The sequence below is a fragment of the Pontibacter sp. LHS2 genome (assembly GCF_058932845.1).
The window spans coordinates 530564-543807 of sequence record NZ_JBZYWG010000001.1 but is presented as its reverse complement, the minus strand read 5'-3'; the positions used below and the strand labels follow the sequence as shown (position 1 = coordinate 543807).

Annotated in this window: 14 protein-coding genes; all 14 read left to right on the top strand. The window is 49.8% G+C overall.

The window, feature by feature from the left end; all coding sequences use genetic code 11:
• Window positions 1–51 precede the first annotated feature (51 nt).
• Entirely contained in the window at window positions 52–1314 is a 1263-nt protein-coding gene (locus AC5FX6_RS02355) for an MFS transporter (RefSeq protein WP_493595423.1), read from the top strand.
• 55 nt (window positions 1315–1369) lie between these two features.
• Complete coding sequence (locus tag AC5FX6_RS02350) at window positions 1370–1738, top strand: hypothetical protein (RefSeq protein WP_493595422.1); 369 nt, start codon at window positions 1370–1372, stop codon at window positions 1736–1738.
• A 144-nt stretch (window positions 1739–1882) separates the two neighbouring features.
• The gene (locus AC5FX6_RS02345; protein WP_493595421.1) at window positions 1883–2779 is read left to right on the top strand and encodes a DoxX family membrane protein; all 897 of its coding nucleotides are present in this window, start codon (window positions 1883–1885) and stop codon (window positions 2777–2779) included.
• An 87-nt stretch (window positions 2780–2866) separates the two neighbouring features.
• Window positions 2867–3496 carry a TlpA disulfide reductase family protein gene (locus AC5FX6_RS02340; protein ID WP_493595420.1) on the top strand — a complete coding sequence of 210 codons (630 nt, stop codon included), beginning with the start codon at window positions 2867–2869 and terminating at the stop codon, window positions 3494–3496.
• A gap of 111 nt (window positions 3497–3607) precedes the next feature.
• Window positions 3608–4558 carry a sterol desaturase family protein gene (locus tag AC5FX6_RS02335; protein ID WP_493595419.1) on the top strand — a complete coding sequence of 317 codons (951 nt, stop codon included), beginning with the start codon at window positions 3608–3610 and terminating at the stop codon, window positions 4556–4558.
• A gap of 137 nt (window positions 4559–4695) precedes the next feature.
• Window positions 4696–5424, top strand: a complete 729-nt coding sequence (locus AC5FX6_RS02330) for a VIT1/CCC1 transporter family protein (protein WP_493595418.1) — start codon at window positions 4696–4698, stop codon at window positions 5422–5424.
• Window positions 5425–5527: 103 nt separating this feature from the next.
• Complete coding sequence (locus tag AC5FX6_RS02325; protein WP_493595417.1) at window positions 5528–7177, top strand: bifunctional metallophosphatase/5'-nucleotidase; 1650 nt, start codon at window positions 5528–5530, stop codon at window positions 7175–7177.
• A gap of 130 nt (window positions 7178–7307) precedes the next feature.
• Entirely contained in the window at window positions 7308–8357 is a 1050-nt protein-coding gene (locus AC5FX6_RS02320; RefSeq protein WP_493595416.1) for a c-type cytochrome, read from the top strand.
• 200 nt (window positions 8358–8557) lie between these two features.
• On the top strand, window positions 8558–8899 hold the full coding sequence (locus tag AC5FX6_RS02315; protein WP_493595415.1) for a hypothetical protein: 342 nt from the start codon (window positions 8558–8560) through the stop codon (window positions 8897–8899).
• A gap of 262 nt (window positions 8900–9161) precedes the next feature.
• Window positions 9162–9374: a Sec-independent protein translocase subunit TatA/TatB gene (locus AC5FX6_RS02310; RefSeq protein ID WP_493595414.1), complete on the top strand. Its 213-nt coding sequence runs from the start codon at window positions 9162–9164 to the stop codon at window positions 9372–9374.
• A gap of 33 nt (window positions 9375–9407) precedes the next feature.
• Window positions 9408–10067 (top strand): DedA family protein, encoded by a 660-nt coding sequence (locus AC5FX6_RS02305; RefSeq protein WP_493595413.1) that lies wholly within the window; start codon window positions 9408–9410, stop codon window positions 10065–10067.
• Between the two features lie 28 nt (window positions 10068–10095).
• Window positions 10096–11520 carry a dicarboxylate/amino acid:cation symporter gene (locus tag AC5FX6_RS02300; RefSeq protein WP_493595412.1) on the top strand — a complete coding sequence of 475 codons (1425 nt, stop codon included), beginning with the start codon at window positions 10096–10098 and terminating at the stop codon, window positions 11518–11520.
• 51 nt (window positions 11521–11571) lie between these two features.
• Window positions 11572–12708 (top strand): hypothetical protein, encoded by a 1137-nt coding sequence (locus tag AC5FX6_RS02295; RefSeq protein WP_493595411.1) that lies wholly within the window; start codon window positions 11572–11574, stop codon window positions 12706–12708.
• A gap of 33 nt (window positions 12709–12741) precedes the next feature.
• Window positions 12742–13206: a COG2426 family protein gene (locus tag AC5FX6_RS02290; RefSeq protein WP_493595410.1), complete on the top strand. Its 465-nt coding sequence runs from the start codon at window positions 12742–12744 to the stop codon at window positions 13204–13206.
• Window positions 13207–13244 lie beyond the last annotated feature (38 nt).

Sequence of the window (13244 nt, the reverse complement as noted above, 5' to 3'; positions counted from 1 at the left end):
CATATGCTAAAAGCAATGGCTTTCATGCATACCTAAAAATATCATAGAACTATGTCGACAACAGATACAAAACTTGGCTTAAGAGAGAATGCAAAGCAGTTCTGGCTGCTGGTGCTAATCAACGGTTTTGTGGGCGCCATGGTCGGACTGGAGCGCTCTGTTATTCCTGAGTTTGCCGAAACGGTTTTCGGTATTAGCGGACACACAGCGCTTCTGTCGTTTATCGTGGCTTTTGGTCTTGCCAAATCATTTGCCAACATGATGATGGGCCGGCTCACGCTCCGCTTTACCCGCAAGCAACTGCTTTTGATTGGTTGGCTCTTTGCCCTGCCAGTGCCCTGGCTCCTGCTTTACGCCAACAACTGGTGGTGGGTCATCTTTGCTAATCTCCTGCTAGGTATAAATCAGGGACTGGCTTGGTCTGCTACTGTAGTCATGAAGATTGATCTGGTAGGTGAGAAAAACCGCGGACTCGCGATGGGCATTAATGAGTTTGCCGGCTACCTAGCCGTTGGTCTGATCGCATTCCTGGCCGGCTATATTGCTTCCACCACAGGTGAGGTGACGTATGCCTTTATCCCAGGTATAGCTTTCTCCATCATTGGTCTGCTTTTGACCTGGCTCTTTGTAAGCGATACGCATGCGCATGTCAAAACGGAGACGGCACAGACCAACATACCGCTCCTGCGCAGCGTCTGGAAAGACACGACCTGGCGGCATGCCAACCTGGGTTCGGTGACGCTGAGCGGTTTTGTGAACAATATGAACGACGGCATTCTATGGGGTTTGTTGCCGGTGCTGTTGATGAGTAAAGGCTATACCTTGCAACAGGTCGGTTTATTGGCAGGCATCTACCCAGCGGTGTGGGGCCTCGGACAATTAGTGACGGGCAAACTCGGCGATGTGCTATGCAAGAAACAACTGCTGAACCTGGGTATGATGCTACAGGGTGTGGCTATTGGTGTGCTCTTCTTCAGTCAGGCCTATGCCATTGTAATAGCGGCACTTGTACTGTTGGGAGCCGGCACGGCGCTGGTATACCCGAATTTCCTGTCGGTTGTGGCCGAGAACACGCACCCCGAGCAGCGTCCACAAAGCCTGGGCATTTTCCGCTTCTGGCGCGACTTTGGCTATGTAGCCGGTGCTGTGGCAGCGGGTGTTTTCAGCGACCTATTTGGCGTGGAATTTGTACTGTTGGGCACAGCCATCCTGACTGTTGGTGCTGGTATAATTTCTGAAATAAGGATGTGCTGCACCAAAAAGCTCTTATGGCACAGCCAGAAATGCGAACCTAACTTAGTTAGCCAAACTTAGAATTGTAAATTTACGTGATAGCCGGTTTTCTATACCTGCAGCTTAAACCCAAAACATGAAGCACACGCTGCTCCTTCTCTTAAGCACTTTGTTACTCCTCTTCACCATGGCGACTTCTCATAAGCCAGTGAACGGGGTTGCCTGTGCGCTTAGAAGTGAGTTGAAGGCAGCGAGTGCGAACAAACAATTGAAGCGTCACTGCGCTAAGAAGTGCCTGAAGCACCAAACGCACTCCGAGCAGAAGAACGCTGCCAATGTCATGGTTGACTGCGGCCAGCAATTCTATGCTGTGTTGGATGTCGCTGCATCTGATCTTTTTTCTTCATCGAATGCAAGACAGCAGTTTAGGACTGTTGTGCAGCTAAAACACCTTTCGCCTAGTTTAGGCGCCGACCCTGACCCTCCGCGATTTTTCTTAACATAACGAATGCACTATACAGACACAGCCATCAGATACCAGGTTTGCCCTAATAGCTCAACCTGTCTGGCTGTGCCTTACTGGACATGTCAAGGTGATAGGCTCCTCCTATCCTGCTGCGACGATCATTGAAAGAAAAAAAGCGATCTTATGGGAAATACTTCATTGCAAAAAATATCATTCCTGGTGCTCCGCATCATGGGCAGCCTGATCTTTATCATGGCTGGCTTCAATCATTTACTTCAAACTGCCGGCGCTGCCGCCAGACTTGAAAAAGCGCCTTTTGCCCAACTGGCTACCTGGATAGCACCTGCCGAAACCCTGATCATCTTAACGGGTGTGGGTTTACTGTTTGGCGGCTGCATGCTGCTGGCTGGGTTTAAAACGAGACTAGCCGCTTTCTTACTGCTAGGTATTCTGATTCCGATTACCCTCACCGTGCAGGTTGGCGCCGAAGGTTCCGGCCCTTTATTCAAGAACATTGCCCTGATCGGGATGCTCCTGTTTTTCATAGTAAATGGAGCCGTTTATTATGGTCTGGACCAGACATTTTTTCAGAACAAACAGATGAAATCAACTCTTAAGAATAAAATAAACAGTAATTATGTAGCCGTGCTGGCTGTTGGTCTTCTGATGTTCCTCGGCTCCTGCGCCACAGGCACGACAGCTACCCAAAGCACTGCTGCACCCGAAGCAGTTGTAACTCAAACCGGAAAAAAATACGCCGTGCTGATCAGTCAGCCTAACCACCTGAAAGCTGCTGTGAGTACAGCTGAAACAATTACGAAAGAGAGCCGCTTTCAGCGGGAGAGCTTTGTGGTGATGGCCTGCGGCAAGTCCGTCGAAGCATTTGTAAAGGGCAGTAATATGGCACAGGAGTTTGAGAAAGGCAAAGCAACCGGCATCACTTACCGGGTATGCGGCATGTCGCTCAAGCAGTTCAACATCGACTCAAGTTCGCTGCTAGATGGTGTAGAAGTGATTCCGAACGGACTGACCTACATGTTTGACTTGCAGGAACAAGGCTATACCACTGTAGAGTTGTAAGCTTAGAGCAAGAAAGTGTAGATTTATATGCGACTCAGTAAAATGGATCTGATTCGCGAAAACTGATTCCAATTAAAACAAATTATCATGGATAAGAATAAATTTTCAATCAAGAACATACCCGGCTGGGCTGTCATGCTCGGTATTTTCGGCATTCTATACCTGACAGGTCTGCATACCGAAGCTATCGGACAGGTACAGCGCATTTTGCTGGCTACAGGTATAAAAAATGCAGATGTGCCCGCCATTGAGGAAGTTGCCAATGCAGCAGAGACAGCAGCCTATGAAACTGCCGGAGCGCCCATGGCAGGTGCCGGATTCAAGATGGTAGACCTGGAGGGTAAAACTGTTGCATTTGAAAGCCTGAAGGGCAAAGTGATCTTCCTCAACATCTGGGCAACCTGGTGTCCGCCATGCATTGCGGAGATGCCAAATATTCACAGCCTGTATAAGAAAATGGACCCGAATAAAGTCGCCTTTGTGATGCTGTCGGTAGACGAAGCCGGGATGGCCAAAGTGAAGAAGTTTATCGATAAGAAGGGTTATACCTTCCCGGTTTACATGCCGGCCAGCCAGTTTCCGCAGGAGTTTTACAGCACCGCTATACCTACCACGTTTATCATATCGCCGGAAGGGAAGATTGTAGCCAAGCAGGAAGGCATGGCCGAATATGATACGAAAGAAGTGCGCGAGTTCCTGCAGGGGCTCTCGAAATAAGTCACACTGAAAATAGCCGGTTAGAAACATATTGCCGGCTATTTTTTTATACTTACAAGATCAAATCCCCGGGAACAAATTCTATAGACAATTCATTGCAAGTAAAGCTGCATGGAAAAATACTGGAACATCTTCACAAGCTCTTTTTCAGACTACGGGAGTTACCTGTGGCGTGAAATGCTGCATCCGAGTTGGGGCAACTATTTCTACTGGTTGGTAGGCTTGTCGCTGTTTTTCTGGTTGCTGGAGATTGTGGTGCCCTGGCGGAAAAGCCAAGCAAAGATCCGGCAGGATTTTTGGCTCGACGGCTTCTACATGTTCTTCAATTTTTTCCTTTTCTCACTGGTTGGTTTCAATGCTATTTCCAACATTGGCGTAGAGGCTTTCAACGATTTTCTGGGCTTGTTCTGCGTTCAGAATCTAGTGGCCTTTGAGATACAATCGTGGCCGGTGTGGGCGCAGCTGCTCACGCTATTTGTACTGCGCGATTTTATTCAGTGGAACGTGCACCGCCTCCTGCACCGTTCCGACTTTCTGTGGCGATTCCACAAGGTACACCACTCTGTACAGCAGATGGGCTTTGCGGCGCACTTGCGCTTTCATTGGGGTGAAACCGTGGTATACCGCACCTTGGAGTATATCCCGCTGGCTATGATTGGCTTCGGCATTCAGGACTTTTTCCTGGTCCACATTTTCGCTACGGCCATCGGCCATTTTAACCACTCCAATCTCTACATCCCCTTGGGTCCGCTGCGCTACCTGTTTAATAATCCACAAATGCACATTTGGCACCACGCCAAGCAATTGCCCCGTCGCTACGGTGCGAATTATGGCATTAGCCTGAGTGTGTGGGATTACCTATTCGGCACCTCCTACATGCCTGAAGACGGGCGGGATATTGAATTAGGTTTTGAGGAAGTGGAACAGTATCCAAAGTCTTTTTTAGAGCAGCAGTTTCGTCCTTTTAAAGAACGTTCGGCTATACCTGTACCTTCAGAGGAGCCTAATATGGTAGCTGTCCATCACGACACCAGCAAATCCGGCAACGACGTTTCACTATGACGTCGCTTCAGGCCTAGGGTGTATATGGCACAGGTTTCCTTGCTCCCGCTCATCTCCTATCTCTCGACCTTCATCAACTTTCTATTCTTTCCTTTTTCCTGTAACTTGAGTATAGCTAAACTTAAACGTCCCGTGCCATGCAACACCATGAAATACAGGCAGAAGATAAAATCCTCTTCTTCAGGAAAGAGTATATCTCGGAATTCGTTTATGGTGGCATAGACGGTGCTATTACCACCTTTGCCGTAGTAGCCGGTGCTGAGGGTGCCAGTTTAGGTATTTCTGTGGTGATTATCCTGGGACTGGCAAACCTGATTGCTGATGGCTTTTCGATGTCGGTCGGCAACTTCTTCTCTACCAAAGCATCCCGTGACAATTTTGACCGACACAAGGCCCGTGAATATTGGGAAGTGGACAACCTGGGCGAAACCGAGAAAGAGGAAGTTCGGGAAATTTACGAAGCCAAAGGCTTTAAAGGCGAGTTATTGAACCAGGTAGTGGAAGTCATCACTTCAGACAAAGATGTGTGGGTGGATACCATGATGAAGGAGGAGCTGGAAATGACCAAAGACGACAAGACCCCTGTCAAAACTGCTTCCGTTACCTTCGTCAGCTTTATTCTGGTCGGTTCCATCCCTTTGCTGGCTTACATTTTTGCGGGTCTTGATTCAGGTATAGCAGGAGCCGAACTCTTTCTTTATTCCAGTGTGCTCACAGGTATCGCCCTTACCATTGTAGGGAGTCTCAAAAGCATTGTGACCGAGCGCAATATTTTTGCAGGTATAGCCGAAACACTACTGCTGGGCGGACTGGCGGCATCGCTGGCGTATTTTGTAGGGGATATGCTGGAGCGGGTATTTATGTAATAACCCGAGCTGTGACAAAAGTCACTGTATAGCCATTGGGTAAAGTTGATATTTGTTAGGATGCCTGAAAAACAGATCATCATCTTAACTAATCAACCGCACCATGAAACGAAACCTGAAGCATTTTCTCTCCGCCATCCCCATACTCGGCCTTACCTTAGCAACCTCCTGCCAAACCAGTCAGCAGGAAGACACACAGGCCAACGAAGATGGCATTGAAACCATCACCATTCTGCAGACAGCCGACATTCACGGACAGCTGATGCCGCACCAGGAAATGTTCATTGAAGACGGTGAGTTCGTGTTTAAAGAGCGTGGTGGCGTGGCCAACATCCAAACTATATTCAAACAAGTGAAAGCCGGGAATCCGGGCGGCACCGTGATTGTGGATGGTGGCGACCTGATACAGGGAAGCGCTGTAGCAGCCCTTTCGGAAGGAGCCGTGTTTGGCCCTGTCATCAAAGCCATGGACTATGATTTCCTGATCCCTGGCAATTGGGAGGTGATTTTCGGAAGTCAGAAAATGCAGGATGTACTGGCATCCTATGGTAAGCCGGTGGTTTGCGCCAATATCTATGATGAGGCCACTTCTGACATGCTTTATCCACCCTACATTATCAAGGATCTGAAAGGCGTAAAACTGGGCTTTATCTCCTACAACGATCCTGAAGTACCGATCCGACAGAACCCGGCTTTCAGCAAGGGTCTTCTTTTCAAACAACTTGAAGACAATATCGAGCCGCTCATCAAAGAGCTGAAGGAAGAACAAGGCGTAGACATCCTTTTCCTGGTAACACACCTTGGCATCTCGAAGCAGCTATACCTGGCAGACCAGGAACAGATCAAAGGCGTGGACTTTATCCTGGGTAACGACACGCACGAGCGCATCCGTCAGCCGCTGCAAGGCAAGTATGCACAGGTGCTCGAACCCGGCGCTTTCGCCTCGTTTGTAGGCCGCCTCGACCTGGACGTGAAAAACGGTAAAATTGTAGGCCAACGTTACAAGCTGATCGATGTGGACCCGGCTGTATACCCGGCTGACCCGAAGGTGCAGCGTATCGTGGACGAACAGATGGCGCCTTACAAAAACCAGATGGAACGTGTACTAGGCTATACATCTACCCCGCTCTACCGCTACCTGGTCGTGGAAAATCCGATGGACAATATGATCACCGATGCGGTGCGCTGGAAAACGGGTGTAGACATAGCCATTTCCAACGGTTTTCGCTTCAGTACCCCGATCGTGCCGGATGCCTCCGGAAAGGCAGCCATTACTTACAGTGACGTCTGGAATATGCTGCCGGTGAATGAAAACGTGAAGATCGGTAAGGCCACTGGCAAGCAGATACAGGACTGGATGGAGAAGGAGTTACACAATGTGTTCGCCGAGAAACCGTTGGAACGCTTCGGCGGTTGGGTAATCCGCTTCTCAGGTATGGAAATGACTTTTAAGGCCAACGCTCCGAAAGGGCAGCGGGTGCAGTCGATCACGGTTGGTGGCAAACCCATTGACCCGAACAGACTCTATACCATGGGTGCCTGTCTCCGCCGTGGGGAGCCGGACCACATGCTTTGCCGTATGCCAAACGCTGTAGAAACGCAAGTGCTCGACTATACCATACACGATGTAATAGAAGAGTATTTGAGGGAGCACGGCACGGTAGCTCCCAAAGCCGACGGACGTGCCAAGGCACTCGACTTGCCTGCCCCGGTGCTGTCGCAGCTACCCAATGTAGACTATACCTTCAGATAAAAAACGAGAGCAGGAAGCCATTCTTCCTGCTCTCGTTTTTTATACCGCCGGACAAGGGTGACTTATGTCACATACTTTCAAAGCATAAGGAGTTAACTTGATTCTAGCCAACCTCTAACCGCCTTATATCATGAATCTGAATCAAGAAAATGAAGTGATCCGCTTTCTCCTGAGAATTTCAAATGTCGTGGGCTTGAGTGCTGTTGCGGTGATCCTGATGCTGGGCATCGTGATGTTCCTGGAAATTACCGGTACAAAGGTAAGCCTGCCATCTCTAACCCAAAAAACCGCTCCTACGCCAGCTCCTGTTATAACTGATCAGCCAGCAGAAGGTATGTGGCATGCTCCTGACCTGGCATCGCTTCCCGCAAATCCTGAAGGCGACGAGACCCGCTACGGTCGTGAACTTGTAGCCCATACAGCCAAGTATCTGGGACCGGAAGGCAGTGTGCTGCAGATTGCCAATGGGTTGAACTGTCAGAACTGCCACCTCGACGCCGGCACCAAATCGTTTGGCAACAACTACTCCCTGGTTGTATCCACCTACCCGAAGTTACGTGCACGCTCTGGCACAGAAGAGGATTTGGTAAAGCGTGTCACAGACTGTTTCGAGCGCAGTCTTAACGGGGAGGCTCCCAAGCCGGACTCCAAAGAAATGAAGGCTATGGTGGCTTACATTAACTGGGTAGGAAAAGAAGTACCGAAAGGTGAAACGCCAAATGGAGCCGGCTTAATCGATATCGCCTATCTCGACCGTGCCGCCAGTCCGGAACTGGGCAAGGCCATTTATGCCCAGAAGTGCCAGGTATGTCACGGCGACAATGGCCAGGGGATGAAACCGGCCGGTAATCCGGAGTATACTTACCCACCGCTGTGGGGGGATGACAGTTATAACGATGGCGCTGGTCTGTTCCGTGTGTCCACCTTCGCCCGCTACGTGAAGGCCAACATGCCACTCAGCGCTACGCATAATAGTCCAATGCTGACGGACGAAGAAGCCTGGGACCTGGCCGCTTATGTCAACTCCATGCCTCGCCCGAGAAAAGACATCAGTAAAGACTGGCCTGACATTTCAAAGAAGCCAATCGACCACCCTTTTGGCCCTTACGCAGACGGCTTTATCGAAGAACAGCACAAGTACGGTCCCTACCAACTGATTTTAGAAGCCAGAAAAAAGTAATCGTGTATTTCCGTAAAAAGGCCTGTTCTGCTGGAGCAGGCCTTTTTGTTTCATGGGGTATATCGCTTTGAAAATCACGACATAAAAAGAGTCCGTAAATTAATAATACGACTTCACTTGCTTCCTTATTATTCCTAGTATATTTGCGGTTGCTTATGACCCAAATTCAGCCTAAATACCGATTCCTGAGACATTTAATCATGTCACTTGCTCTGCTTTGGGCCGTTTTGCTCCATAGCTCGGTAACCTATGGCCAAGATGCGGCAAAAGTAACACATCCTAGCCCCACAGCTATAGCGCAAGATGAGTCGGTAAGCGGCGATAATCACCTAACAGGCTTACACCAGGGTATGCTATACCTGGCTCAGGAAGGAACAACAGCTACACTCACGTTTAACTTTCACCCAGCGGCTACCTTTACAAAGGTGCTTGGCTTCAAACTCCCAACCGATGAAGCCATCCCGCCTTATGCCGCGCGGGCACCCGGCGACAATTTCTTCTGCCAGTTTTTCTACACTTCCAGCCAGCCCCAAGCTCCCTAGGCTGCTGTTCTCCCCATTCTTTAGCGCTAAACTGCTACAGACCGCGCTCTTATGCCCCGTCTGCCACCTGCAGGTATAGCCACGGCTGTTTCGCAGCCAGTTTTATCAATCAATTTTTATTATGCCGGCTGCAAAACTTTGCGATGCAGCTGTTACGGCCCCTTCTTTCTATCAAGTGGCTGCCGCTACGTGTAGCTGCTTTTGTGGTGGCGAAGGGGCGAATGATCAGTCTATCTCAAAATCAAATTTAACATCATATTACATGAACAGCATTGGAATATTGGCCTTCATCGGAAGCCTAGGAGGCGCAGAAGTAACCATCATTATATTTGCCATTTTACTCCTGTTTGGCGCCAAGCGCATTCCTGAACTTGCCCGCGGCATGGGTCGTGGCATCCGGGAGTTCAAAGACGCCACCAACGAGATCAAGAGCGAGCTCGACAAGTCCGTCCACGACAAGGATGAAAAGAAATAGCAGGCTGTTTCGGCACGATTAGCTCCTTTTCGGATGGATATCATTTATTACATAGCAGATTTTATACTGCACATCGACCAGCATCTGGTGCAACTGGTGCAGGAATACCAGCAGTGGATCTACCTGATCCTGTTTCTCATCATTTTCTGCGAAACAGGTTTGGTGGTGACTCCTTTCCTGCCGGGAGATTCGCTGCTGTTTGCACTTGGTGCTTTGGCTGCTATACCTGCATCGGGGCTACACCTGCTATTGTTGATGGGGCTGCTGATCGTAGCCGCTATTTTGGGCGATTCTTTTAACTACTATGTAGGCAGCAGGATCGGAAGCCGCATTTACCTGCGCGACTTCTGGTTCCTGCGCCGCACGCACATCGACCAGACTCAGCGGTTTTATGAAAAGTATGGCGGTCGCACCATCATCTATGCCCGCTTTGTGCCCATTATTCGCACATTCGCCCCTTTTGTGGCCGGTGTAGGCAAAATGAATTACCGCCGCTTCTTTGGATTCAACATCGTGGGAGCATTGGTGTGGGTGGTGTTTTTTATGCTGATGGGCTATCTGTTTGGAAACCTGCCGGCAGTTAAGCAGCATTTCTCGCTCCTTATTCTGGCCATCATCGTGTTGTCGATGGCACCTCCTGTGATAGCCGCCCTCAAAAACAGGCTGTCGAAAAAAAGCACCACTCCAATTTAAAAATAGTCAAGCTTTAGAAGATTAATTTATGAACAAGGCCTTTTTGCCACTGGCAACCCTGATCTGCATCAGCATTGCCGCCCTTCTTACGGTACTCCAGCAGTATGCCATTATTGCCCTGCCCACTGAAGTACTCACTGCCATCCGTTGGGGTGGTACCGGTGTGCTGCTGCTCTACGGCTTACAAAAGCGTAACCTCACGACCTGGATCCTGATCAGTATGGTGGTCGGCGCCCAGATAGGCTATGATTTTCCGCAGGTAGCGCAGCACCTGAACGTACTCAGCAAGGTGTTTTTGAAGCTGATCAAAACGATCATAGCGCCGCTCATATTCGCCACGCTGGTGGTAGGTATAGCGGGTCACGCCAACCTGAAGCAGATCGGGAGCATGGGCTGGAAAGCGATCCTTTACTTCGAGATCGTGACCACCCTGGCCCTCTTCATCGGTCTGGCGGCGATTAACATCAGCAAAGCCGGCGAGGGCATCAACATGGCAGGTATAGCCGAGACAGACGAGATACAGGCTCCTGTCAAACAGACCTGGTCTGACATCATTCTGCACGTCTTCCCGGAGAACATTGCCAAGTCAGTTGCTGAGGGACAGGTGCTGCAGATTGTGGTGTTCAGTGTGATCTTTGCCATTGGCCTGGCGATGGTGACTGAGAAGAAACGCAAGCCGATGCTCGACTTCTGTGAAAGCCTTTCGGAAACCATGTTTAAGTTCACCAATATCATCATGTACTTTGCGCCGATCGGTGTAGGTGCCGCTATTGCCTACACAGTCGGACACATGGGCTTTGGTATCCTTGTGAATCTGTTCCAATTGCTGGCAACTCTCTATGTAGCGCTTTTGGCGTTCGTCTTGCTGGTGCTGTTGCCAGTTGCCCTGATCGCCCGCATCCCGATCGTGCGGTTCCTGAAAGCGATTTCGGGTCCGGTATCCATAGCCTTTGCCACCACCAGCTCAGAAGCAGCCTTGCCGCGTGCCATGGAAGAGATGGAAAAGCTGGGCGTACCGCGCCGTATCGTGGCATTTGTGATGCCGACGGGTTACAGTTTCAACCTGGACGGCACTACGCTATACCTGGCGCTGGCCGCCGTGTTTGTGGCGCAGGCCGCCGGCATCGACCTGACCTGGGAGCAACAGTTGCTGATGGTGTTCACCCTGATGCTGACCAGCAAGGGTGTGGCCGGTGTGCCACGTGCTTCGCTCGTGATCCTGCTTGGCACGGTCGCTTCCTTTAACCTGCCGGTCTGGCCGTTGTTTGCCATCCTGGGTATAGATGAACTCATGGACATGGCCCGCACTTCCATCAACGTGACTGGTAACTGCCTGGCTACTGCTGTGGTCGCCCGCTGGGAAGGCGAGTTTGATCCGCAGCCGGAAGTAGGTCTGGTGGAGACAACCAATCCGGAACTCGAAGTCAGCAAAGAAGAAGAAGTAACAGCCTAAGGTACTTCACACATACACCAACTTATTCTCTTAAAAGAATCATTTTTACAGATGCCAAAAACGCAAAAAAAGCGGCCGCACCTGGCTCCTATTCAGCCTTATAAATTCAGGAAACGCTACAATCAGTTCGACCTGATCTTTCAGAAAGAGAAGAAGTTTCTCTATTTCATCGCTTTCTCACTCTTTATGGCAGGTATAGTATACCCTTACCCAAACATTGCCATGTGGGTGGGCTTTGCTTTCGCGGGCTACTCGGCCATCGCCAACGACAGTATCCAAACCATCGGCACATTTATCGTTTCTAACGAAGACAAAAAGTGGTACTGGCAGTGGCTGTTCATGGGACTTATCTTTTTGGGCACGGTGACTTACAGCTGGTACGCTTTCGATGGCGACGTAACCTATCAGCGCCTGGCCACGCCTGGTCTTGAAAAGGCCCCTGAAAGCTTCGTATACCTGCAACTGGCCTCTCCTATCGTGCTGTTGCTCCTGACCAGGTTCCGCATCCCGGTATCGACTACCTTTATGTTGCTGAGCGTATTCACTGCTACTAGCGCAACCGTGCTCGGCATGATCAACAAGAGTCTGGCGGGTTATGCACTGGCGTTTATCTCAGCCCTCATCATTTACCTGTTGCTTTCCAAAGTGATCAAGCGCTTTATCAAAGGCGAGGCGCATGTGCTCTGGACGGTGGCGCAGTGGCTCATCAGTGGCTTCTTGTGGTACATCTGGCTTGTGCAAGACCTGGCGAACATCGCCGTATACCTGCCGCGTCAGCTGGGTGGCTTTGAGTTTCTGGCTTTTGCGGGCTTTATCTTCCTGGGGCTTGGTTTCCTGTTCTACATGAAGGGAGACAAAATCCAGCATATCATCAACGAAAAGTCTGAAGTACGGGACGTGCGCAGCGCCACTATTATCGACCTGGTCTACGCCCTGATTCTTTACTATTTCAAGGAGTTAAACAACATGCCGATGAGTACTACCTGGGTTTTTGTGGGCTTGTTAGCAGGTCGTGAACTGGGTATGCGCATCCGGGCGCAGGACTCTACAGCGGCATTCAGCAAAACATTCAGGCTGATCGGGAAAGACGTTTTATCTGTCACTATCGGCTTGATCATTTCAGTGATTCTGGCTGTCGCCATCAATCCGGTCATGCAGCAGGAGTTGCTGGACTTTTTCTTTAAATAAGCCCCAGCGCCAATTTTTATCAGTACATTATTTATGCTTGAAACCTTGATTTATACTTTTCTGCTTAGCATCTCCCCATTTGGGGAGGCGCGGGCGGGAATTCCTTACGCCGTGCTCAACGACATGCCCATCTTCTGGGCTTTCGTGGTAGGACTAGTTGCCAACCTGCTCGTTTTTCCGGTACTAGCCTGGCTGATAGAGACCTTCAGTCGAAAGCTTTGGCCTAACCGCACTTACAAGAAGGGTGTGATCAAATTAGGCCGCCGAGCCAAGAAGGGCGTGGGAGCCGATATACAGAAATATGGCTTCTGGGGATTAATGATTTTTGTGATGATTCCACTGCCCGGTACCGGCGCTTACATGGGTACCTTGGCAGCCTATTTCCTTAAGATTGAGCGTAACAAAGCATTCCTATCTGTCAGCATTGGGGTGATCATTTCGTGTATGATCATGGCCGTCGGTTCATACCTGGGTAACATCGGACTAAAATCTATTTAGTAAAAATTACCTTAACTTCGTAGCACATTAACATACAT